This window comes from Bacillus sp. Xin1 (genome assembly GCF_013314535.1).
GTDB lineage: Bacteria > Bacillota > Bacilli > Bacillales > Bacillaceae_G > Bacillus_A.
This window is the reverse complement of sequence record NZ_JABUAE010000011.1, coordinates 112,391-136,634: the sequence shown is the minus strand read 5'-3', so window position 1 is coordinate 136,634 and position 24,244 is coordinate 112,391. Positions and strand designations below refer to the sequence as shown.

At 35.3% G+C, this 24,244-nt stretch carries 22 protein-coding genes and 6 pseudogenes; 6 read left to right on the top strand and 22 right to left on the bottom strand.

The features are described from left to right. Positions 1 to 46: 46 nt before the first annotated feature. The 6 genes and pseudogenes from HRG09_RS12980 to HRG09_RS12955 form a co-directional block, all read right to left on the bottom strand. On the bottom strand, positions 47 to 1,276 hold the full coding sequence (locus HRG09_RS12980; RefSeq protein WP_174101180.1) for a serine hydrolase domain-containing protein: 1,230 nt from the start codon (positions 1,274 to 1,276) through the stop codon (positions 47 to 49). Between the two features lie 105 nt (positions 1,277 to 1,381). Further along, positions 1,382 to 1,522: pseudogene (locus tag HRG09_RS12975) on the bottom strand (Tn3 family transposase); the annotation flags it as partial. Between the two features lie 75 nt (positions 1,523 to 1,597). Beyond that, positions 1,598 to 2,233 (bottom strand): isochorismate family cysteine hydrolase YcaC, encoded by a 636-nt coding sequence (ycaC, locus tag HRG09_RS12970; RefSeq protein WP_174101179.1) that lies wholly within the window; start codon positions 2,231 to 2,233, stop codon positions 1,598 to 1,600. Between the two features lie 617 nt (positions 2,234 to 2,850). Continuing rightward, on the bottom strand, positions 2,851 to 4,098 hold the full coding sequence (locus HRG09_RS12965) for a DUF4153 domain-containing protein (protein ID WP_174101178.1): 1,248 nt from the start codon (positions 4,096 to 4,098) through the stop codon (positions 2,851 to 2,853). 47 nt (positions 4,099 to 4,145) lie between these two features. Beyond that, on the bottom strand, positions 4,146 to 4,361 hold the full coding sequence (locus tag HRG09_RS12960; protein WP_017153334.1) for a helix-turn-helix domain-containing protein: 216 nt from the start codon (positions 4,359 to 4,361) through the stop codon (positions 4,146 to 4,148). A gap of 11 nt (positions 4,362 to 4,372) precedes the next feature. Continuing rightward, the gene (locus HRG09_RS12955; protein ID WP_174101177.1) at positions 4,373 to 4,855 is read right to left on the bottom strand and encodes a DUF2975 domain-containing protein; all 483 of its coding nucleotides are present in this window, start codon (positions 4,853 to 4,855) and stop codon (positions 4,373 to 4,375) included. Between the two features lie 499 nt (positions 4,856 to 5,354). Between HRG09_RS12955 and HRG09_RS12950 the strand changes: the two genes are divergently transcribed. Continuing rightward, positions 5,355 to 6,116, top strand: a complete 762-nt coding sequence (locus HRG09_RS12950; protein WP_174101176.1) for a class I SAM-dependent methyltransferase — start codon at positions 5,355 to 5,357, stop codon at positions 6,114 to 6,116. A gap of 87 nt (positions 6,117 to 6,203) precedes the next feature. Here the strand turns inward: HRG09_RS12950 and HRG09_RS12945 are convergent. The 7 genes and pseudogenes from HRG09_RS12945 to HRG09_RS12915 form a co-directional block, all read right to left on the bottom strand. Beyond that, positions 6,204 to 6,643, bottom strand: a pseudogene (locus HRG09_RS12945) (DUF4188 domain-containing protein). A 7-nt stretch (positions 6,644 to 6,650) separates the two neighbouring features. Then, on the bottom strand, positions 6,651 to 8,834 hold the full coding sequence (locus tag HRG09_RS12940; protein ID WP_174101175.1) for a peptidoglycan D,D-transpeptidase FtsI family protein: 2,184 nt from the start codon (positions 8,832 to 8,834) through the stop codon (positions 6,651 to 6,653). 299 nt (positions 8,835 to 9,133) lie between these two features. Further along, positions 9,134 to 9,541 carry a DUF3942 family protein gene (locus HRG09_RS12935; RefSeq protein ID WP_174101174.1) on the bottom strand — a complete coding sequence of 136 codons (408 nt, stop codon included), beginning with the start codon at positions 9,539 to 9,541 and terminating at the stop codon, positions 9,134 to 9,136. A gap of 277 nt (positions 9,542 to 9,818) precedes the next feature. Further along, a complete protein-coding gene (locus HRG09_RS12930; protein WP_309232144.1) occupies positions 9,819 to 10,097 on the bottom strand; it encodes a hypothetical protein in 279 nt (92 codons plus the stop codon). Positions 10,098 to 10,468: 371 nt separating this feature from the next. Then, positions 10,469 to 10,675 carry a hypothetical protein gene (locus HRG09_RS12925; protein ID WP_174101173.1) on the bottom strand — a complete coding sequence of 69 codons (207 nt, stop codon included), beginning with the start codon at positions 10,673 to 10,675 and terminating at the stop codon, positions 10,469 to 10,471. A 213-nt stretch (positions 10,676 to 10,888) separates the two neighbouring features. After that, the gene (locus HRG09_RS12920) at positions 10,889 to 11,608 is read right to left on the bottom strand and encodes an NAD-dependent protein deacylase (RefSeq protein ID WP_174101172.1); all 720 of its coding nucleotides are present in this window, start codon (positions 11,606 to 11,608) and stop codon (positions 10,889 to 10,891) included. Between the two features lie 69 nt (positions 11,609 to 11,677). Continuing rightward, positions 11,678 to 12,049 (bottom strand): annotated as a pseudogene (locus tag HRG09_RS12915) (pyroglutamyl-peptidase I family protein); the annotation flags it as partial. A gap of 149 nt (positions 12,050 to 12,198) precedes the next feature. Between HRG09_RS12915 and HRG09_RS12910 the strand changes: the two are divergent. Then, positions 12,199 to 12,417: a hypothetical protein gene (locus HRG09_RS12910; RefSeq protein WP_174101171.1), complete on the top strand. Its 219-nt coding sequence runs from the start codon at positions 12,199 to 12,201 to the stop codon at positions 12,415 to 12,417. Positions 12,418 to 12,565: 148 nt separating this feature from the next. Here HRG09_RS12910 and HRG09_RS12905 read toward each other — a convergent pair. Beyond that, positions 12,566 to 13,100, bottom strand: a pseudogene (locus HRG09_RS12905) (DUF2953 domain-containing protein); the annotation flags it as partial. A 117-nt stretch (positions 13,101 to 13,217) separates the two neighbouring features. Here HRG09_RS12905 and HRG09_RS12900 point away from each other — a divergent pair. Further along, entirely contained in the window at positions 13,218 to 13,838 is a 621-nt protein-coding gene (locus tag HRG09_RS12900; RefSeq protein WP_174101170.1) for a DUF2238 domain-containing protein, read from the top strand. Positions 13,839 to 14,130: 292 nt separating this feature from the next. Here HRG09_RS12900 and HRG09_RS29670 read toward each other — a convergent pair. The 5 genes and pseudogenes from HRG09_RS29670 to HRG09_RS12875 form a co-directional block, all read right to left on the bottom strand. Continuing rightward, positions 14,131 to 14,451: pseudogene (locus HRG09_RS29670) on the bottom strand (ribonuclease J); the annotation flags it as partial. 342 nt (positions 14,452 to 14,793) lie between these two features. Next, entirely contained in the window at positions 14,794 to 15,654 is an 861-nt protein-coding gene (locus HRG09_RS12890) for an arylamine N-acetyltransferase (RefSeq protein WP_174101169.1), read from the bottom strand. 894 nt (positions 15,655 to 16,548) lie between these two features. Further along, entirely contained in the window at positions 16,549 to 17,064 is a 516-nt protein-coding gene (locus tag HRG09_RS12885; protein ID WP_174101168.1) for a DinB family protein, read from the bottom strand. A 652-nt stretch (positions 17,065 to 17,716) separates the two neighbouring features. Further along, positions 17,717 to 18,544, bottom strand: a complete 828-nt coding sequence (locus HRG09_RS12880) for an alpha/beta fold hydrolase (RefSeq protein ID WP_174101167.1) — start codon at positions 18,542 to 18,544, stop codon at positions 17,717 to 17,719. Between the two features lie 108 nt (positions 18,545 to 18,652). Then, positions 18,653 to 19,792, bottom strand: coding sequence for an MGDG synthase family glycosyltransferase (locus HRG09_RS12875; RefSeq protein WP_174101166.1), 1,140 nt, complete (start codon positions 19,790 to 19,792; stop codon positions 18,653 to 18,655). A gap of 181 nt (positions 19,793 to 19,973) precedes the next feature. Here HRG09_RS12875 and HRG09_RS12870 point away from each other — a divergent pair, with 181 nt between their 5' ends. Continuing rightward, entirely contained in the window at positions 19,974 to 20,825 is an 852-nt protein-coding gene (locus tag HRG09_RS12870; RefSeq protein ID WP_174101165.1) for a metallophosphoesterase, read from the top strand. A 105-nt stretch (positions 20,826 to 20,930) separates the two neighbouring features. Here HRG09_RS12870 and HRG09_RS12865 read toward each other — a convergent pair whose 3' ends face one another. Further along, entirely contained in the window at positions 20,931 to 21,530 is a 600-nt protein-coding gene (locus HRG09_RS12865; protein WP_174101164.1) for a YkoP family protein, read from the bottom strand. Between the two features lie 212 nt (positions 21,531 to 21,742). On the opposite strand from HRG09_RS12865, the gene HRG09_RS12860 reads away from it, so the two are divergent. Both HRG09_RS12860 and HRG09_RS12855 read left to right on the top strand, forming a co-directional pair. Further along, entirely contained in the window at positions 21,743 to 22,051 is a 309-nt protein-coding gene (locus HRG09_RS12860; RefSeq protein WP_174101163.1) for a hypothetical protein, read from the top strand. A 280-nt stretch (positions 22,052 to 22,331) separates the two neighbouring features. Then, a complete protein-coding gene (locus HRG09_RS12855; protein ID WP_174101162.1) occupies positions 22,332 to 22,535 on the top strand; it encodes a DUF1657 domain-containing protein in 204 nt (67 codons plus the stop codon). A gap of 684 nt (positions 22,536 to 23,219) precedes the next feature. Here the strand turns inward: HRG09_RS12855 and HRG09_RS12850 are convergent. Next, positions 23,220 to 23,591, bottom strand: a pseudogene (locus HRG09_RS12850) (penicillin-binding protein); the annotation flags it as partial. A 5-nt stretch (positions 23,592 to 23,596) separates the two neighbouring features. Further along, on the bottom strand, positions 23,597 to 24,244 hold the full coding sequence (gene pcp, locus HRG09_RS12845) for a pyroglutamyl-peptidase I (RefSeq protein WP_174101161.1): 648 nt from the start codon (positions 24,242 to 24,244) through the stop codon (positions 23,597 to 23,599).

Below are 24,244 nucleotides of genomic sequence, written 5' to 3'. Positions count from 1 at the left end.
AATTCATCGACCTTTTTTAAACGAACGACGAACCGTGGGCTCGGTGTCAGTCTTCGATTGCCTGGTAGACCATGGTCCAGAAGTCGTGGATAAGCCGTGCCGAATTCGGGACTGACAGCCCGACCTGGGTAAGCAGGATTCCGGTGAGCTGGTTGTCCGGATCGGCGTAGGTCGTGGTGCCGCTTCCGCCGTCCCAGCCGAACTGGCCGATGGGCGCGTAGTCGCCACGGTAGGTGCGCACCGCCATCCCGAAGCCCCAGCCACCGTGCTGCCCTTGGCCGAATGACACATGGACGTTGTTGGTGGCCATGGCGTTTCGAGCGGCTTGCTGTTCGGGCGTGAGGCGGTTGGTGGTCATCAGCTGGACGGCGGGCCGGGACAGGATCCGTTCGCTTTCGTGCATTCCATGATTCAGCAGCATCCGTAAATACGCGTTGTAGTCGTCGACAGTGGAGACCAGCCCACCGCCACCGCCCTGGAACGCCGGAGGTTGGCTCCAGCGCCCCCCCTTGGCCTCGTCCCACACGATAAACTCTCCGGTCTGCGGATCGGGGGCGTAGAGGGTCGGCAGCCGATCGATCTTATTGGCGGGCACGTGGAAACCGGTGTCCTTCATGCCTAGGGGGGCGAAGATGCGTTCGCGCAGGAATGTTTCAAACGACTGGCCCGTGACCCTGGCGACGAGCACGCCGAGTAGATCGTTGCTGATGTGGTATTGCCAGCGCTCTCCGGGCTGGTGCATCAGCGGAAGCTCGCCAAGGCGGCGCATCCACTCATCCGGCTCGGGCATCGGCACCGGGAGGTCGGGCGTGAGTCCCTTCTCGAAGATCGCGTTCATGATCGGAGTGCCAAGCGACGTAATATCCATGCCGAGCCCGAACGTAGAAGTCAGCAGGTCCCGTACGGTGATCGGCCGGCGCGCTGGCACGGTATCGTCCAGCGCGCCGTCGATCCGCTTCAGCACCCGCCGGTCGGCGAGTTCCGGTAGCCACGTCTCAACTAGGTCATCCAGCCGCAGCCTGCACTCGTCGAGCAGGATCATTGCCGCCGCAATCGCAAGCGGCTTGGACGTCGAGGCCATCCGAAAGATCGTGTCCCGGTGCATCGGCGCACCACCATCATGGCGCATCGTGCCGAGCGCTTCGACGTGCGTCTGACCGTTCCGGCTGACTAAGGCGACGACCCCAGGAATCTTCCCGGAATCGACATGTCGTGCCAGCACGTTGCGCATTTTGTGCAGCCCTATTTCGGAGAAGCCTTTGTTACTTTGTCCCATCATGAAGACCTCCTTTTTTTCCATTTTCTGATGAACGAAAATCTTCTGTTGTAATCTTTTTCATTTGGTTTCCTTCTTAAGACAGTTGGCAACTAAGTAATTTTACTTAATAATTTTCTTCTGTTTCTCACGATCATTCTCAGAAATAATACCTTCTCCACCAATAAAGAGCCACTTTATAAATCCATTAAATGCCTCAGATTTGTTTGTAGCAGATTGAATGGTACGTCGTAGCTCTTCATTAGACGGCATCACATAAAAAAATAATCATAGAAATACAAAAGCAAAAAATGAAACAGTACTACTATTAATTAAGTCATTTCACTTGCTAAGCTCTCTTTGAGCTCTCATATAGCTTTCCATAATATTTTGATAACTAGGAAGATGTTTAGCAAGTAAAGATCCAAAGCCTTCAACGTCATTTCGCCAGTCACGATGTAATTCTGCTGCAACGCTAAACCAGTTCATTAGTTGGACCCCTCCATGAGCCATACGCATAAGGGCAGCATCTGCAACTTGTTTATTAAAAGTCCCTGATGCATCAGTTACAACAAATACCTCATATCCTGCGTTTACAGCAGATAGTGCTGGGAACGCAACACAAACATCCGTAACAACCCCTGCAATTATTAATTGCTTTTTACCTGTTGCTTCAATAGCTTTAACAAATTCTTCATTGTCCCATGCATTAATTTGTCCAGGACGAGCTATTTTTGGCGCACCAGGAAAGAGCTCAACCAATTCATGCATGAGTGGGCCGTTCGGTCCGTTTTCAAAGCTTGTTGTTAAAATAACTGGTAAACTAAAAAAATTAGCGGTATTAGCAAGAGCCATAACATTGTTCTTGAACTCATCAACACCATAGTCACGCACTAGGCTAGAAATAAGACCCGTTTGATGGTCCACTAAAAGAACAGCTGCATCATTTTTGGAAAGACGAGAATACAAATCAGACATTTTATAATCCCCCTTTAATGAATGTAATAGAAGAAAGCTCATATATCAGCAAGCTCACCTTTAACTTCTTCGTTTCTTACGATTATTTTCCTTTTATTGTTAAGTATTCATTTATTTCTCAACAAATGACCATCGAACCTTTAGATACTGAGTGATATCCCTTTGAAAAAGTACCTTACATCAATTTTGATGTAAGGTATTTAACTACACTAAAAAATATAACAATAAAGTCGTTTAAAAAATCTAAGTTTTTTTCCACAATCGCGCCCGATTATTAAAGATCATTATTCAAATCTTATTGAAGAAAAGCCCCCTTTAGTGTAAGTACATCTTTTCACATTTAATCTAAATCAAGCTCAAACTTAAAACCTGTAAGTTTAGCTTATCAAATACGTTTCATGAAGTCCTTTTTCGCTGGGCACATGAAACTGGACATATTTTAAAGAATCCAGTTGCAACAATATATTATGTCTTCTAGTTTGAATACCCTCTTTTTAACTTTAGTAATGAAAATAAGCCAAAACTATGCAACTCTGTATAAAAAGCTGCATAATATCGGCTCTAAGGATTTTATACGTTATAGAAGATTAGCTTCTCGTTACATTAACAGAGCCTTTCTAATTAAAAATTATAGGAAAAGTAAATGTAACGAAAGCTGCCCAAAGTCCGTAGACCGGCAAATACTTAGTAACGGCATCTTGGATAGTTGAAGGTCCGGATTTATTTTGTAGAAAACGCATATAGGAGAGCATAATCCAAATTAGATTTGCCCAGATAAGTATGTTTACTCCTAAAACAGCAAGTCTATTAGGAGTAATCCCATAAGAAGAAAGTCTGAATACGATGGCTGACAAAGCCACACTGTCAATGATAAGCGCAAGAACAATTAAGGCAAAATTGATATAATCTGAAATGTTCTTTTTCTCGTCTGAGTCGCTCTCGGTAACGGAAAATATGGTAACGGCCAATACACCAAGGAGTATTCCGTTGAAGGCTATCAGGAAATTGCGGTCCAAGAATGGATTTTTTCCGACCCATATAACCGTTATAAGATAGACCAACAATGTGACCAGGACAAGAGGACTAAAAATTTTAGCTATATATGGTGTAATATTCTTAGCAAGTTTAAGATTCATTGATACCAGGTATGCAGCCACAATAGCGAGAGCGGCAGCACCAAATAAAACGACATTACTAAAATAGAAGTCTTCTATATCCAAGCCAACAAAGCTAAATAACTGCATGGTTAATGCTGCTAGTACCATTCCGCTAACTGCCATACTGGCGTAGAGAATACAATATTCCAAATTAAATTTAATATAGGCTAATCTTGTACTGCTTTTTGAATATTCATTTCCTGTAAATGCAAGCCCTACCAATACCCATAAGAATATGGGAAGGTGTAAATAAGCAAGGATAATACTGTCTTTATAATTTAATGGCAGCATATTAAGATAAAACCCGGAAATTAGGAACAACGCTGCAAGGGAATAAATAACACTTTTTTTCGGAGTATTATTGTAAACAAAATAGGCAGCAATAAAGGGAATTATACCAAAAGCTAGGTTAATTGGAGCAATTGCTTCCTGTTCGACAAAATGGAAAATGATCCTGGTGCTTATCCCGGCCAGAATGGCTAAAATGCCCATGAATAAGAAACCTTTTTGAAGCAAGGAAGATTTTTCTGTATTTGCCGTCTCCTTGAAATGCAATCTTTCATACCAAACGCCAAGAACCTGAGAATCAGGATTTTGTTCCCATGCGTGTGAGAATGACTTATTAAAAGTTTTCGGGTCTTTTCTATACATTCTCTCCAGCTCATGAGGGTTAGCAATATTTTCAATAATCAAATTGTTAATGTCCATAGTTATACCTCCCCTAATAATTGTTATATTAAGTCTCCTCAATATGTTTAACTGTCTTCGTCACTTTTGTATTCTAAAATATCTCCAGGCTGACATTCTAAAGCCTTACAAATTGCCTCTAAAGTGGATAATCGAATTGCTTTTGCCTTTCCATTTTTCAATATAGAAAGGTTTGCCATTGTTATTCCAACCTTCTCCGAAAGTTCTGTTACGCTCATTTTCCTTTTTGCTAACATCACATCAATATTGATTATAATTGCCATTGTTATTCACCTCAGACCGTTAAATCATTTTCTGATTTGATATTAATTGCTTCTTGTAAAAGTTTTTGAAGAACAGCCGCAAAGACTGCGATAACCATCGAAGCAACAGGAACAACCAATCCGACAAAGATAACTCCTGGTGCGTCGTCTACTTCCGCAAAAATATAGAAGAGCGGCCAAACTAGCACATGCAAAATACTGATTGTGATGGCACAGTATTTGATTTTCTTTAAAGCTTTTACAGATAAATCGGAGAAAGCTTTATTTTTGTCAATATAGCGTAAGAGTTTGAAAGCCTGATACAAAGCAAAGTAAAAAGGTATCGCCGATGCATCAAAAGCGATGAAAACGAGATATTTTATAAAAGCAAACTCTGGAAGCAATTTTGCTGCAAGATTCGCCATCTCAGGCACCAAAAATATGCACAGAGCAAGAACTGGGACTCCTAAAAGAATAACAGCTATTTTTAAAAGCAATGTTGTTACTTTTTCCATAAAAAGCACCTCACTTATTTATTCTGATTTTGATTTTAATATATATTTTATCGTTTTACAATAAATTTTTATTAATTTGAATAACATTTTTATTGTAGGTTTTTGTTTTAAGCAAAAATAAAAAGCATTCCTCATTCAAAGAAATGCTCTATAACTTTAAACCATTAAATTTATAACTTGTACAGCTAACCTGCCAGTTAGCTTAAGTATATTTCTTCATAATCTCCTTGGCATACCAACATATATTTCCAATCCAATCCCTTTAAAAGTACCCAAAATGGCCGCTTAGTGGTAGTTCAATACCACTGCTTCATCGATTTTATTTTTACTTTTAGAAGGTAACATACTTACAAATCTAAAAGGTTAAACAGCATACTTTTATTAGGAGTGATTCCATTTGAAAATACTAGAACACGAAACGTAACAACCGTATATTGTAATTAGAGGTCCTCCCTCTCTGTTTATTTCAATTACCATCTAATAAACAGGAGGATCCAACATGAAAAATGACAAATTATTTTTAGCTCTTTTAGAAAATGCAAATGCGAGTTTTAGCGGATGGAATTTTTCCTTTATTACAGAAACGGGTCGCATAAAAAATCAGTTACTTTCTTGGTCTTACGGAAGCATGGCTTTTTCGCTTATGCAACATGCTACTTCTATGCTTGATACGGGAACGGGTGGGGGAGAATTTTTATCCTTGTTACGCCCTTTTCCTCCTACTATTTATGCAACGGAAGGTTATGCACCTAATATTCCTATCGCCAAAAAGAAGTTAGAACCTTTAGGTGTAAAAGTTGTAGAGGTAACGGATGACAACACCTTACCGTATGATGACGGACAATTCAATTTGATTTTAAATCAGCATGAATCATACTCTGCTTCCGAAGTAAAAAGGATCCTTTCTCCAAATGGTATCTTTCTTACGCAGCAAGTAGGTAGTCTAGATTGTGCAGAAATCAATGAAGCACTAGGGGCACCACTCAATCCTGAAATTACAAATTGGAAGTTAGAAACAGCTCTAAACGAACTCCAGCAACATGGTTTTAAAGTTTTAACATATAAAGAAGAGTTTCCTGTTCAAAGGTTTTATGATATCGGCGCTCTCGTCTATTATTTAAAAGCAATCCCATGGCAAGTACCTGATTTCAAAACTGAAACATATATAAATAAATTATATAAGATACATCAGATTATCTTGCAAAAAGGGTATTTTGATGCAAAACAACATCGCTTTATGATTAAGACTCAAAATGTATAAAATAAAAAGAGTCCTAATAGGTATGTTTCCTTACCTATTAGGACTCTTTTTTGCAAGATCATAAATCAAAGTTGTTAGCACTTGTACCTACTCCCTCATTCTTTCCCTTGCTGTATTTGTGTTTGTAGATACTGGAGTATGAGAATAGGCATTGGAAAGCCCAAACTTCGGCATATTATTATAGATAGCCTCTGATGCATTTTTTGGATTTTATAAGTCTCATGATATATTCCTACACTGCCATTATTTTTTATTTTCGTATTGAAATTTTCCTAAGCAACAGCGTGTGTTTTTCCATAAGCGTATGCCTCTAAATCTTCAAAACTCCTCCAATATTGGATAAGTGTTACGCCCCTCCAACTAAATAGGAATTCGGTATGTAGAAAACCTAATTCAGGATTTTGATATAATTCTTTTATCATTGGCCCCATGGCTTTAAATACGGGAATCCATTTCGTGAAAGATAATATTTTATTTATACGCATCCCAATAATAAATTTTCTTGCCCAAACAAGCTCCCCCTTCAAAGATCATTTATTGCGGTTTATTTGGATTCGGCTGTACTACAGGGACGGGATTCCCACCAAATTTTTTCACTTTCAAATCAAAATATGCGTCTAAAATTTCTCTTCCAATTTTAGAATTAATCCCTGATTTATCATCGTTCACCCATGGGACAACGACAGAAAATGCAACTTCTGGTTCCGCGTCATAAGGGGCATAGCCTGCTAAAGTAAGGTTATAGCATCTTTTTCGATCACCATTTCCATCTTTACCTACATCACTATCGCCACCATATACCGTTTCTGCTGTTCCTGTTTTGCCCGCAGGCTTATAAGGAAGATTTTGAAAATGGGCTACACCTGTTCCATCCGTTTCTTGAAATACCTTTCTAAATCCTTCTTTCACTTGATTGATATAAGAGATATCCATATCTACGCGATTTAAAATGACTGGTTCCATCGATTGAACGACTTTTCCAATATCACCCTCTTTATTCGGTTGCTCCCTAATTTCTTGTACAATTTGTGGTTTCATACGATAACCACCATTGGCAATCGTCGAAATGTATTGCGCAAGCTGAAGAGGCGTATACGTATCATATTGACCGATTGAATAATCAAGTAAAAATCCTGGTGTATGATCTTTTCTCCCCCTTTGTCCCGCTGTTTCATTTGGTAAATCAATACCTGTTGGAACTCCTAAACCAAATTGTCCGAAGTGGTAACGCATTTTATTAAAAGTCTCTTGTTTAATATTTAACGGACTATTTGGTACGTAATCTATCCCCGCAATCTTTAAAGCGGTGTTAAACATATATACGTTAGAAGATACTTGCAGGGCTCTGACATCATCGATATCACCAAAATCTTTCCATGATTTCTTTGCTTTTGTTGTTCCCTTAAATGTCATCGGCGCATCGTAAAAATGAGTAAATGGTTGAATTGCACCCGTTTGATAACCCGTTAATAAAGTAGCTCCTTTTACTGTTGAGCCTAATTCATACGAGCTTGTCATTGTACCAAGTGCATAATCTTCTACTTGTATATTTCCATCTTTATTTACTAGTTTTTTTCCTGAGATGGATAACAGCTGTCCATTTTTAGGATTCATTATGACTACAAAAGCACGATCCATCATAGGCTCTGCGCCTCTAAATGCCATTAAATTTTTTTCAATACTTTCTTCTACTCTCTTCTGTAATTCCATATCGATCGTTAACATTAAATTATTGCCGCTTTTCCCTTTTACAATTTGTTCCGTGTGAACGATATTTCCTTCCTTATCGGTAATATTTTTTGATTGTGCTTTTACGCCATGCAGCGCATCTTCATACTGCTTTTCAATATAGCTCTTTCCAACACGATCATTACGGTTATAATCCCGAACTAAATAATAATCTAACTGTTCTTTCGGCAATCCTTCATCAGCACTAGAAACATTTCCAAGTACAGAACGAAGTATTTTATCATATGGATATTCACGTTCCCAATCGACGGTTGTATCCACACCTGGAAGGTTTGCTAACCTTTCACTAACCACCGCAAATTCTTCCGGCTTTACGTCCTTTTTTATGATTTTAGGAATCATATTGTAACCTGCATTCATTTTACTTTTAATTGCTAGCACTTCTATATCTTGTCGTGTAAGTTCATTTAACTCTTCTGCTGTAATACGTTCTCTTCTCAGTTCTTCTACCTTTTTATCAAAATCTTTCCCCTTTAATTTGTTGGCCCTTAACTTCTGTTCATCTTCCTTCGTTACTTTTGCCGTTGCTCGCTTCTTATGTAATTGCATCCAAAATTCTTTCTTATCTACTTCTGTTAACTTATCCATAGCCTCTTGCGGCATTTCAATCATCCCGGCAAGTTGTTTGGCCGTCTGTAAAATTTGTTCCGCATTCACACCTTTCATCTTTGTATATGTAATTGTTCTTAATGGCTTATTATCAACAATAGGGGAGCCTTCTCGATCAAAAATTTTACCGCGCGGAACGGGAGTACTTACTGTTTTTTCTTCCTTTTTCTCAGCTTGATTTTTGTACGTTTCACCATCAATAATTTGAACCTTACCTAACTGAATAATAACAGTTGAAAACATAAGAAATACAAAGAAAAATAACACATTTAATCGGAAGGGAATATGGGTTTTCTTTTTCCGTTTCTTTTTCTGTTCCTTCTTTTTCTGTTCCTTCTTTTTCTGTTCCTTCTTTTTCATTTCGCTTTCCTCTCTATATCATTTAAAATAGTTTCATTTCATCAAGTGAAACTTAAACCAGCAGGAAATGATTGCTTACAAATAGCAAAAATAAAATCACACTTTTTTATTTGGATATAAAAATCTTCTCTATTAATAATATTAAAGCACATAGATAATATAATTTACAGTATTTATAAAGAAAATTAAGAAAATTTAAATTCCTAATGAAAAACCGAGATAAATTCCTCCCATTAGACCACCCATGTAATTTTCACATAATAAAAAGCACTCCATAAGGAATGCTTTAAAATAATTAATTAGTGATCTAGTGATAGTCCTAACTTTTTACTAAATGTTTCACGCAGATAGTCTTCTAAGATCTCTGTCGTAAATTTTTCATTACGACCTAAAGCGAACAATTCTCCATCTTTTACAATAATTGTATCAAGAGGAGTAACTACTTCATCAACAATTTTTGTGATTTCAATTATATTATTTTCAGTATGTACTTCCGTTTTAAATTCAATATTTTCTATTACTATATGCGTACGTCTACCAGATGTAAAAAAATTGAAATTAGGATTCTTTATAAAACCTATCTTAATTTCTAATTCATATAAATATTGATAGATTACATCTCTGTGCCCGTTCTTGATAATTTTTTTATCCTTCTCGTCTTCTAAATATTCTTTTATTTTTATTGCAAATTCATCTGGGAAACTCACTTTTTCTAACACTCCTTTCTACGTTTAATATCAGAATTATTAATTAATACAATTGTATCATAGTGAAAAACAAGTTCCCATTAAAAGTAAATAAAAAGAGCAACCATGCATCAATTGCCCTTTTCTCAAAAGCTTATCTTCATTTATTAATCCAATGCATTTACTTCTTCCCCAATAAATAATAAGACGCTGTACCAATCACGGCAGCGCCTAAGAAAATGGATACTACTTAATCTATTAATCAAAGCTAAACATACTGAAATATTGAATTCGTTTTTTATCCCCAAGAAAAATGATATATATACTCTCCCGTTGGACCATCTGTGATTCCAACGACTTTAGCAAATTTCACTTGAACCGCACCACGAAGAAAATGTATTACAATTGCCACTGTTTGTTGTGACCATAGAAGTGTGTAATACTCCTTGATTCGATCCTTCGTTGAAACAATTAAATCATTTACTGGTCCATTATCCCAGGCGGAAGTTCCCACTGAAATAAACGAAATTTCTTTCCCATCAATTGTCATCCTCGCTATAGTTTTAGTTATATCCACAATAATCCCCCTATTATCACAGATAATTGTACAACGGAAAAACAAAATTTGTACTACACATATTTTGATAGCTCCATAGAATAACTTATGCTAGTTTTTAAATTATCTTTCTATCCTGGTATTTACAAAATACTCCTTAATATAACCCAAAAAAAATTTTTTGACTTTCTATCTTTTTTACTTTAAATCAATACCTATATACTAAGAAATTTATAAAAGTATATGTTAATAGATATCCTCCTATATAAAAAAGGACGCTGGTTATATATAGGAAAAGTGCTTTCGTTTACATAATCAACGCCCTCAAATGTGGATTATTCTTTTGTATTTTCCTTTATCTTCTTTAAATATGGTATGTGAAATTATCTAATTCATCCTCTCTTACGAAGTTGGAATGAAATTTTTGATCCTTCTGCAACACCTAATACTTTTGCTATTTCTACATATTTCATTCCCTTTTCTCTCATAGCAGAAGCTTTCACACAAAGTTTGTCCCAATCTGCTGTTGTACGATTTTTCTTTTTAATTTGCGGCTTTTGACCAACTAACGCCCACAAATAGTTCTCATCAATCACCAATTTAATAAAGAATTCCCAACAGCTTGTAAATGACCGTCGTATATGTGCATGTTACAAAATGCATGGAGGAATCCACCTTAAATCAGTATGATGATTTTTTAAGGTTTTGAAGAAAAAATGTGGCAAGCAGCTTTAATTATGAGTTAAAACCGCTCGTACCATAGAGTTAACACAAAACTTAAGATAAATACATCTTATCTCGTTTCTCCTATATCATTTAAAACAATCTACAAACTGCCCAATCTTCTGCTCGAAGACATAATCAAAATGATACTCTTGCCCCGTTAACTCTTCATTCACTAAAATAGTCGTTGCGCCTACTTCTCTTTTCGCAATTTGCGGGAACGATGCAACCGGCTGCACTTTTAATGAAGTTCCCATCACAAGTAATACGTCCGTTTCATATAAGCGCTGCATTGCATTTTGATATTGTGGTAATGTATCACCATATAAAACGACATCTGGATTCAAAATAAAATTACACTTTTCACATCGTGGCACTTCATGATCGATCATATATTGCAAATCATATTTTATTTTACATTTCGGGCAATGAGCTGTTTGGAGTGTACCATGTAAATCGATAACATGTTTACTACCGCCTAATTGATGTAAACCATCGATATTTTGTGTTAATATTATGATATCTTTCCCTTCCTCTTCTAAGCCTGCTAAAAACTCATGCCCACGGTTCGGTTTATATTGATGAAACGTATTGATTTGAAATATTTCTTTATAATGTTTCCAAAACTCTTTTGGACTCCGGTTATAGTACCCCCTTGATAAGTACATTTCTACTTTTGCATCTGCATACAGTCCATTTGCGGAACGAAAATCTGGAATCCCACTTTCCGTACTTGCACCAGCACCCGTTAATACCGTAATTTTATTTGCTTTTTCTAGAACAGAACGAACTTCCTCATATTGTTGCATTGCTCTCACCTCTATGTATAATTCTTCCTATATTATAACATTTGTCCATAGCAGGCGTTGCATTTTTGCTTAGTGTGTTGTTCCACCACATTCTACAATATCTGTTTCTACTTCTAATGCGACCTGTACGAATCTTTTCATTCCATTCGTAATCGTTGAAAGTGACATACTTGGTTGCCCCGGATGGCTACTTGCTTGTTCTGGTAAAAATGGTATATGTATAAAACCACCACGGATCCTATTTTCACTTTTTTCTAACATGTGCATAAGTCCATAAAAGAGATGATTACAAACAAATGTACCTGCCGTTTGCGAAACAGAAGCCTGTATGCCTTCTTCCTGAATTTTTTTCACAGTAGCTTTCAGAGGGAGCCTAGATCAATACGCAACTGTTCCTCCTTCTATAATAGGCACATCAACCGGTTGATTCCCTTCATTTTCACAGTAACTAATCAGAATTGCAAATGCTTCAAACCGAAAAGAAATTTCCAGCTTTCAAAAGCTAAAGATATATGAAAAATGCACATAAAAAATGATACAGAAGAAAATCATATAAGAGTAAAAAAATGCAATATAGGAGGAAACAAAAAATGCCACAACAAATTGATACTAACCAATTAAAAAAAGCACAAGCAGCAGTATCCCTTTCTAAAGGACTTATTACACAAGCAATTGAACAATCTGCTGCAGATCAACTACTATGTGAAGAAGCTTTAAAACAAGCTTCAACTGAAATAGCTCAAGCTCAAACTCTTGTAAGTCAAGTACAATCGTCCCTTCAAACACAGTCAGCTCAACAATCACAATAAAGTGAAACTTTAATCAGTGGGGTTTTCTTCATCCCCCACTGATTATTAGCCCTCACCAATCGGGTTTTTACGGGCAGTTTATCTCCCACCTAACATCTTTGCTCCCACCGAATTTTGAGGTGGGAGTATTACTGCCCGTTAATGCGGGATAAATGCGAAATGACGCCGGTAATTCACACTTAGATGCAAAACCTTTCCCTCGAAACACAGGCGTAATTTCAAGCTCTGGTATATCAATAATGTGCATATATTCTCCAACAACCCCAACAATCATTCCTTTTGTAGACCATGCAAACCCTGTTACGATTCCCGTACTAGTTGCGCCCCCTGTTTCAATTTGTGAATACCATCTCCATTGATTTTCACTCTTTTTAGAAATTTTTTGATTGTAGAATAAATCTCTTGCAACTTTTTTACTATCTCACCAATGCTATCAAGCTGTGCCATTGCTTTATTTTCAATACCTCCCTCTTCTTCTGCTTTTTCAATTTTTTGTCCAGTCTTTTTTTCTGTTTTTCCATTCTTTCTAACACATCAAACGTATATCGAATCATCCATATTTTGACTTGTAGCAAACACTGTTTTTCCATTTCTGAATATAAGAAAGTAGCTTTCAACGCTATTTTCGATAACAATATAAACAATAGAACACCTCCGATTCCAAGCCACTTTATCCCTATCATCCTTTCACTCTATATCCATTCGTGTAAACTAAGGCAAACGGCTCTAAGTACTCTGTATACGAAACTGCGTTTATTCAAATACTTTAAGCAGAAAGCCTTTCAATAGGAGTGAAAAAAGTGATAAGAGACAAAAATAAAATGATTCATCTATTTTTATTATTGGTTGTTACCGCAGTTTTTATATGGTCTGTTATTAAGCCTGCAAGATACTCGACATGGGCAGCGGAAGCTATTCCTGCCGTTCTCGGTCTAATCATTATAATTGCAATGTATAATAAGTTTCGCTTTACCACTCTCTCTTATATCATTATTGCAATACTAGCTATTATAATGTTCGTCGGCGGTCATTACACATACTCAAAGGTTCCTTTTTTTAATTGGATAAAAGATGTTTTTGATTTAAATCGAAATCACTACGATCGATTTGGACATTTGATAAAAGGCTTGTTTACAATTGTAATAAGAGAAATATTATTACGGAAAACTCAACTAACCAAAGGCTCTTGGCTAGTGACGATTAGTATAAGTATTTCACTGGCTATCGCTGCATTATACGAAATCATCGAATGGATCGCATTTAAAATAACAAAGGGAGGAACGGCAGCTAAAGACTTTTTAGGTACACAAGGCGACGTTTGGGATGCACAGTGGGATATGTCGCTTGCCTTAGTGGGTTCGATTCTCGCATTACTCACCCTTTCAACACTACATAATGGGTTGTTAAAAAAGAATGAATAAAAGGGTGAATATAGAGGAATCTGTTTAGCAATGAAACTAAATCATGTTATATACCTTAATGTACATAAATAACTATTTTCATTTCAATAATGTTTATTAATAATACTTATAGAAGTTCTTCTCTATCCTCATCAAGCTAAGATTGGTTTGTATTCTCATAACGAAAAAACGCTATTCTTTATGTATATTTCTACAAAGAGAATAGCATCTTTTGCATAATATGGATATAAATTCATCTTAGCTCTTAACACTAATATATGTTGAAAAATACCAAAACTTGTTTTTCCTTTTCTTACACTTCCATAATGATTGGAAGAATCATTGGACGCCGACCAGTTTCTGAGAACAAAAATGGTTCTAATACTTCTTACAAGAGTCTGTTTTATTTGTGACCAATTCACAATTCCCTCATTTAACAAGGATGATATACGCTTAAAAACAACATTTTCTAACTTTTTCATTAATACTTCTAACTCACGCATATACACAAATCCTCTTGAGACAGTATTGTACGGTCTCGTAAAGCGATATTTCCAATGCCACCTATACCACTACCATCAACATACACTGCTTGTGATAGAATGGTCTTACCAAGACTAGCTTCCTTCCTGTTTAACAAACTGATTCCTGTAAACACGGCATGAACAAGATCACTATCAAATCATATTTATAGCTTCCTTAATTCCGATTATCATTGGATTTTCTATGTTTTTTAAGATAAAGGATTCTTACAAAGAATCGACTTTTTTATTCGAAGATTTTATTTTGTTTCCGTTTCACTTATTTATGTAATGTGTTGTGGTGCATTTTTGCTCCTCGTTCGGTTTCATAAAAATGTAACTTTCCCTAATTGAGTATTGAGGAAAGAACGTCGCTTAATTACACTTATTTATGGTTTACTTGACAGATTTTATGTTGCATCCTTCCAAAACAACCTCTAGGTGGAAAAGACCGTTCATTCTTTCGAATCCTCAAATATGTCAACACCAAGTTCCTGGAGAACCATTATAGCATCTTCTACTGGCAGTTTAGGAAGCTTAAACTCATACTCAATCACTTCTCGAATGTCGTTACTGCTGTTTAATTTGTGCTTCTCAACGTTCCCGTTATTATCCCGTATACTTAATACATTATTAACTAAAGACAGCGATCGCTTTTGGTCTAATTGCCAGATTTGACAGCGTAAACTGGACGTAAATAAGTCATTAGGCTGAAAATACTTTTTTATTGCTGCTTGAAAATCATCAAATCGGTACGTTTTCTTTGTGTCGAAAGACCAAATCAATTCAGTGAGTAATTTACCATCCACATACCTGTAATACGTGTACGTTCCCGGTTCTCCTCCCGGACGTATCCTTACTTCAATCCCACCATATTGTGACACATTACCATAATCCGTTTCCAATCGAACCGGCTCGAAAAAGGGTGCGCTGTTTCCACAGTCGACATACACTTCTTCTTTTTCATTCGGAAGGCGAACGAGTAGCGCAACATGACCTCCGCCTAAAAGAGCGTAACGGCTGTGGAAACCAAGCTGGTTCAACAACTTATGAAAACTGCTGTTAATCATATAACACGTTCCGCCCATATGATGCTGAACGAGCTGATTTACAAACTTTTCCTCATCTTGTACGAGCTTACCTTTCTTGTGATATTCTTTGAAATGCAATAACGTACTAATATTCTCAAAGGGAATACGATTTAGATGTGCGATGCAAATTTCTTTTAAATACTCATGTGAAGGTTCTTGAATCGGAATTTGAATATAGTGCAAGTAATTAATTGCCCATTGAGGTAATTGTTTCTGTTCAATCACTTATTAACACTCTCCTTTTTCAATCGTTTGATTCATTGAAAATTTATCTATTAATTTGGGAGAATTCTATAAAAATATTCTTTTTGTAATATTGTAAGAAGGTCTCTTGTTTTTAATTCCCCATCCCCTTTACAAGTCAATCCAAACCAATTAGATAAATTTAATTTCTTAATATAAGTATACTAATTACCACCGTTATATGCTTAACACTAAAATTACGACTAAGATATACAAAAAATAATTGCATTTCTATGTAGAATGAAAATCATTGAGAAATGCAAACAATTAAATATGCAACTCAGTGAGATTAGAAAAGTATTGGATAACCAACAAAACCAAACAGTAACAAATAATAAAATTGCTGGACAAGTGAGTGACATGTCGAGACAGCTTAAAGTATTTCCTTTCCCCTTCTGCATAATATTCCAAATCCCGTCCATACTATAGATAGGCTGGTGAATAGCCACAATCCAATTTTGTAGTACCTTACCTAAACTTATTTCTCCCTGGGCCGAGCAGTTAGCTTATGCGAGCTGCTCTTTTTAGATTGCTTGTACCACTTTTGTTTCGTTTCATTACAATATGATTCAAATGGATCGTTTTTTCTAGCTAGAGTTTCATCGCGTTAGCGTACTATTCCAATACTTATAAGAATTCAACCACATCAAAATCCCGTAAATCTCCCTCTTTATTGTAGCTTTGAAAAAAAGTTTGATTAAATTAACTCTATAAACCTTGATAAAATAGTAAATAGAAAAAGCGTGTTTTGAAAAAAAGATTGATCAAAACACGCTTTAAATATATTCAATTAAACCATTCGTTTATACATAAGTTTAATCATTTCTTAATCCTTGTGCCATTAAAGCGCCCGATTGTGAAATTGGCAAAGGCAGTCTAATTATCGAATAGCCCTCTTCCTCTCAGATTTGCGGAAACAGGCTCCTTTCCTATTTCACGTGCCCATATAGATAACTGGCCGATATGGTGGATTTCGTGGACAATAACATGACGTATGATCTCTCCGTGTGTACATTCAATGACTCGGCGCCTGATTGGTGCGTCTCTAGAGCTAATCGGTTCTTCATTGAAATCAGGTTCTGAAAGTCTCCGAGAATCCATTTCATTTGTCCATGATGTCACAAATGGCTTCACTTTCTCGTGGTATTGAGCTGAAAGATTTTTCACTTTTTGTAAGCTAGCATAATCTTCAAACAATGGCTCCTCATGCACTGGTTCACCTCGCAAACCTAAGATCCACATGTATTCCACATCTACAATGTGAAATAGGGTATGTAGGATACCGCCGAACCCACCGAACCGTTTCTTTAATAGTTCTTCATCCGGTATGTCTTCGCACAATGTAAACCAATCATCACGAACTTGCCAGTTATATTGAAACAGTTTCAACATCACAACAACCTCCATCTTTTAGATTAACATTTAATATTCACCAAAAGACTTCAAAATCCTTATTTAAATAATAACTCTAAAAAAACCTGTCAAAATCCTCTACAAACTGACCCTTTAATTGAACATTCCAGATGGAGTTAAAGGGTCAAAAGAAAAACCTATTATACTGGGTTTTATCAAACTTTGTTTTAAATTATCTAACTTTTTTACAAATTATAAAACTTTATTATAAATCAACATTTATGGGTACTACCGTATGCCCATCAAGCTAAGATGAATTTTTATCTATTAGATCGGTTAATGTTTAATGTTGATTTTTTGTAATAAAAAAACCCGCCTTTAAATTGGCGGGGGGGGGGCACGCTTTTTCTAACCTCTTTTATATTACTAGCACTTTCTATTTTTTAAATTAAAAATGGTTATTTTTAATTTTCTCGGGATATCGGCTTCAAAATTCGGAGTATGATATACGGAAAACGAATCCCCTTCTCAAATAAATGATATTTCATTATCATTAGGATGAAATTGTACATTACTTTGATGGAGACTATTCTAAATCTCGTGTAAAAACGAAAGAATCCAAAAGATAGGTGGAGGCGTCACTTCGCATATTTTTGCTAAATGCCGACTCTCCACCGTTGGAATTTTTACTTTATTCTTGAGACATCAACTCTTTTACTGGTAAAGAAAAAATTTCTTCCCTATTCATCTCTGTATGGATAAAAACAAACTGCTTAATCATTTCATTTAAATCCTTCGCTGCTTTTGTAGGAATTTGATGCTTTACGTTATCAATAAATTTTAATTCATTACATGGCAATTTTTCATGCAGTAATTTCGCATGATCAAAAAATGTTTTATCTTTCTTACCATAAATCAACAAAACCGGAAGCTGAATATCTCTAAGCTGATTGGTACAATTATAGTGCAAACTGTAACGATAATACTGCTCAAAATTTTCGGCATTCCCTTTTCGAGCTTCTTTAAACATCTTTCTGAACAATTTATGTGTATTTGAATTACCCCATGAAATAGACAATGCTAGAAATGAAACTGCCCCTGCTTTTGCCAGTTTCACACCTAGTGAAATCTTATTCTTTAGGTATCCATCCCTCACTTCTGACATTCCACCGATTAGAATCCCACCTAATGTCCTTTCCACGTAAGTTAACAAAAATTCTAATGCGACAGAGCTTCCAGTCGAATATCCGCACATGAATGCTTTTTCGACTTTTAAATGATCCAATAAACGTCTAATATCTTCTGCAATCAGTGAATAGGTTATCGGTTGTTTTGAATACTGACTCCTTCCATGTCCTCTAATATCAAAAGCAATCACTTTAAACTTTTGGGATAATTCCTCTATTTGGTACTCAAAATTCATACAAGTGAGCACAGGAGGATGAATAAAAACAATAGGAACTCCTTCTCCCTTAACGGTATAATACAGACTACTACCGTCCACGTTCAACATTGGCATGTATGTAATCACCTCAACAATCTGAAATCATTCCCGACTCTTCTCTAAAGAAAAAAGTAACTTTCAAAATAATGATGCATAATAAAAATTGATGTGAGTATCTATGCGTTATCTATTCGTTATTACTTCCTTTATAATTTGTGAAGGCTCTTTCGTAATAAGCTGTCGATGATATTCTGTTATACGTTCCTGATAACGTTGGACCTGATTTTTATTTTGAAAAAATGAATATATTTGCTCCTCAAGTGTCTCTTTTTCATCTTTCCATTTATTTAAATAGAAAATCACACCTAACTTTTTTAGTTGTTGTAAATTAATTTCCTCTTGTCCTGGTAGTACATGATAAATAAAAATAGGTTTTCTTTTAAATAAACTTTCACTTACTGTTACTCCCCCAGGTTTTGTAACGATTGCATCTATTTGATCATAGAGTTTGTTCATTTTTTCCCTACATGTAATATATTTTAAAGGTGTTATGTTATCTTGTTGTAATTGATGAAGCTTTTGATATAAATTATCATTTTTCCCGCATAACACATAAAAGTGAATTTTTGTTTCCGTTCCTATTTTGTGAATTAAATCTTCTATTGCCCCAACCCCTAAACTTCCTCCGGTAATTAAAACTGACAATGCAGAAGAAGTAAACTTTACTATATGCTCTTTTTGTTTTTTTATCTTTTTATGTATAGGAATTCCTGTTATAAAAATTTTTTCATTACTTATTCCCTTGTTTTTTAAAAACCCCTTCATATAATGAGACGGTACAAAATGAAAATCGATATTTTTAATGCCCCAACAACTATGAATGAAATAATCTGTATATACATTTATAACTGGTGTTTTCAATTCACCTTTTTCTTTCAAATAGTTTAATACATATGAAGGTAAAGCATGAGTGCAAATGATCAGATCAGGTTGTTTATCCCTTATTAATTTTCTCATGAATGGTACAAACAGAAGTTCATATAATCGATAACGTTTGTTCTCTTCGACATTTTTGTAGACAGAGTTTTGGTATATCCAATTATATAAAGCAGGGAATTCTTTAATCCATTTTAAATAAACATTTGAAACCAATGCTTCTATTCTTCCGTAACTATACGAGAGGATATCCACTAGATCACATTTTATATTGAATTGATCCTTTTGTATTCCTTCTATTAATGCCTGTGCAACTTGATGATGGCCTGATGGAATCTGCAAAAATGGCAAAAACAAGATAGTCTTTTGTATTGAATGTTGCTCCATAAATCACCTCTTGAAATACACTTAACGATGTGTCTTTTCATTCATTTCTATTATTATGTGGCACTTCTTTTTTTCTATTCTGGCAACTATTCCGAATAAATGACGATGGATTTCGTTCCATAAATTACATACAAAATGACAGGTTTTTTCATGTATAATTTTTATAGAAGGAGTGATGTGATTGAAAATTTTATTACTATCCGTTTTATTTATTATTCTCTTCTATATATTTAAAAAAGCTCACAAAAACACGACCGATGTCGTGATAAATAAAGTTCAAATAAATCAAAAGCAAACCCACGGGCATGATCCGATACTAAATATTCTACACCTTTCCGATATGCATCTCGAAAATATATCTATTTCCCCAGTTCAGCTTTATGAAAAGCTAAAAGATGAATCAATTGATTTGATTGCACTTACTGGGGATTTCCTTGACCGAAAACGTACAATTTCTAAACTTGCTCCATATTTAGAGGTATTAAGTCAATTACATGCAAAGCATGGTATATATGCTGTTTTTGGGAACCATGATTATGTATTACGTGAAAAGGACTTACAAAAATTAAAAGAAATACTTGAACAATATGGTTGCAAGGTTATGCAAAATGAAAACCATGTTATTTACGTTCAAAATAAACGTGTAAATATTATTGGTGTTGATGATTTTAGTACGAAACGCAGTGATTTAATAGCTTCTTATCGAGGAGTTAAATCGGGAACAAATTTAGTATTAACTCATGATCCGAACATTGTGCTCCATATGAAAGAATATCATTTTCATTATTTATTAGCTGGTCATTTCCATGGTGGCCAAATTTGTTATCCAAAAGCCTATCATCTTGCAAAAATGGGTAAGCTTGCAAGAATGAACGTTATAAAAGGACTTCATATACAAGATGGAAAACCTTTTTATATTAGTGAAGGGCTAGGTCAAACAGGAGTAAATATTCGAGTTGGAAGTCGACCAGAAATTACATTGCATCAACTATCAATATCAACAGTTAAGAGTAGCGAACTTCCTGCAGTATAAGATGTAAAGGCTGTTAACGGACCTAGTTAACAGCCTTTACATCTTACTTGTCAAATCATTTTGAATGCAGTATATAAAATCGCAATGACTTTTTAACAAATGCGATTAACATTTTCTTTTAGCAATTTCATCTCGAACTTCACACTTATATATTTGTAATAAATTCTCCTTAGACATAAATAAATACTTTGGTGAGGTAGATATACTGTTCTTTATCATTTTGAAAATCGAATCGTTATTAGATAATAAACATATTGGTAAAAATGCTAACCATTTAAACCATTTATAAAAAGGATTAGAAATAGAAACAAATTCAAAACCTAATCGGTCAGCTCCTCTGTTTAACATTGAAATTCCAATTATCCCTTTAATCTCATCTCCCCTAGAATGATTTTGAATATATGCCCCAAGACTAGGTAAGGACTTTTTAACATGTTGATAAATAAATCGCCCTTTTGTAATGTCATTTTTAACGGACTTCATTTCATTGATTAAACGCACATTATGTAAATGAATTTTAACCAAGATATCATTCTTATTGATTTGTGTACCGTCAGAAAGAGTAACATGTTTCCCTTTGTAACGAGTGAGTCTTACGCGTAAAATATTTTCCTTGTAAATTTCGTTATGAATATAAGTTAAGCGAGTGAATTTATAATATATCGGATCAAGAAAATTCCAAACCAATAATACATAACTTTTCATGTTGTTTTCATTTCCCTTTTTAAATTTTTGATAAAACTATTTTGCATATTTTTATTAAAAATATTTAGGGAATCATAGGGTTTTTAGTAAGAAAAATCAAGAAGTATTAGTATAAGTTGGCATCATAAATTCCTATAAAATATTGCAACATAAATCATGTGAAATTGAACTTAGTGTTTCTTTTTCCTAATTATTTTTACAGGGGGCAAAAAATGAATATCCTTAACTTCTTGATGTCATTATTCAATTCTGGAAGAAGAACTCAGCAAATGTTTAATTTGTTTAGAAATAGACGGAATAATAGAGGATGGATTTGGGTTTCTTTACTAGGATTAGGAACAGTTTTTAGTGTAGTAGCAACACGTAATGCAAATATGATGAAACCGATTCAACGTTTGTTCCAAGGTGCTCAAAATACGACAAGAACATTTATTCCATCCAAAGTAAACTTGGCAAATATGGAATTTGCTGATGAAATTACGCCTAACAGTCAAAAGAAGCAAGGTAATCAAAACCAATAACTATCGTGAATAATAAAAAGCTCGTTTTTTAGTCACGAGTTTTTTATTATTCTTAATGACTCTACAGCTGCGTCGAATAGATTTCCCCCTTTTTTAATACAACTTCACTTTGTTGTTGATAACCAATAACATAGCTTATCTTGTACGGTTTGTTTAATATTTTTAAACGCTTATTCAATATATTCACTCTATAAAGATACCCAAAATTTAGAAATCATACTTTTGGTAGAAAATAGATATTCTAAATATTGAGTCCATGATTATAAGGAGGAATTTAATTATGACAGTAATTACCAACCTTAAACAAACCATTTCTGGATTAAAAAGTGCTCAAGCATGTTTAGAAGGATTTGTTCTTGATACTGACAATCAGCAAGCAAAACAACTGTATCAAAATGCAGCTCAGCAAACACAGACAATTATTGATTCTTTAGAACCACGTGTTCAGGAGATTCAGCAAGAAGAACCTCAGTATAATCAATAAAACTAAGTAATCTCCAAATCTTTGGTATAAGTCATATAATAGTTAGATTTATATATCTAGAAAGTATTTGAAAAAAGATGCTTCAGTTTCATTCTTTTTCTTCAGGTAATAAAAATAAACTAAGAAATAATAAGTTTTCTGTATATTATATAACAGTAAGCAAACTCCAATTTCTTTTTGTTAGCTATTATCAACATTAAAAACACCAACTTTTTTCACATTTGAATGAACCAGACATCTTATCGTATAGAATGTTTTACTTATAGCGCTTACTTTCCACAGAGCACTTTTATATAGTGCTCTGTACTGTTTGTAGAATAGACATTTTTATTTCTCTTACCATATTTTTATGAAGTCTGCACATACTCTTCCTAAACCGGTTGAACTAGCAGCTTCATTCTTTTTAAAACTAGGAAGACAATTAGTTTTCCCGTTAAACTCATGAAACCCACAAGCAGACACCTCATATCGTTGTCTACCAAACTCAAAAGAAGAATTTTGTATATTGTGTAAATATCTACACATACTATCCTTAATTCGCTTGGATTGGACTGCGGTTGTAGTCTATTCAAACTGGCAACCTTCGCTTTAAACACTTTACCCGGCAGACAACTTAAAACGTTGTCTGCCAAACCATTAATGTTTTTCTATAATTAATCATAATTTTGTACATACTTTTTATAAGCTACAAGCAATTGTACCAAGTGCATAATCTTCTACTTGTATATTTCCATCTTTATTTATTAGTTTCTTTCCTGAGATGGATAACAGCTGCCCAGTTTTAAGATTCATCATCACTACAAACGCACGATCCATTATTGGCTCTGAAGGTTTAAATGCCATTTAATTTTTTCTATACTTTCATCCACTCTCTTCTGCAATTCCATATCAATCGTTACCATTGAATTATTGCCACTTTTCCCTTTTACAATTTATTCCGTGTGGATGATATTCTCTTCTTTATCAGTAGTATTTTTGATTGTGCTTTCTACCATGTAACACATCCTCATACTGCTTTTCGATATAACTCTTGCCAACGCGATCAGTTGTTACATATTTGCTTAATGTGTTGTGCCGCCACACTCTACAATATCATTTTCTACTTCTAATGCGACTTGTATTAACAATTCAATTCCCTTTGTAATAACAGGCAGGGACATACTTGGTTGCCCTGGATGACTACTTGCTTGTTCTGGTAAAAACGGAATATGTATAAAGCCTCCACGAACTTCAGTTTCATTTTTTGCTAACATATGCATCAGTCCATAAAAGAGATGATTACAAACAAATGTACCTGCCGTTTGCGAAACAGAAGCCGGTATGCCTTCTTCCTGAAGTTTTTTCACAATCGCTTTCATCGGAAGTGTAGACCAGTACGCAGCCGGTCCCTCTTCGATAATAGATTCATCAATTGGTTGATTGCCCTCATTATCAGCGATTCTTGCATCATCTACATTAATTGCAACTCGTTCCACTGTAATGTCTGGGCGTCCTCCTGCTTGTCCTATACATATGACAAGCTCTGGTTCTATTTCTTCCATATAAGACTGCAGCACTTGTAATGATTTATGAAACACGGTCGGAACTTGTTTACTAACAATCTTGTAATCTCCAATCGCTTGACCGTCAAGTTGTTTTGCAACTTCCCATGCAGGATTAATCTCCTCTCCACCAAAAGGTGCAAAACCCGTTAACAATACTCTTTTCAT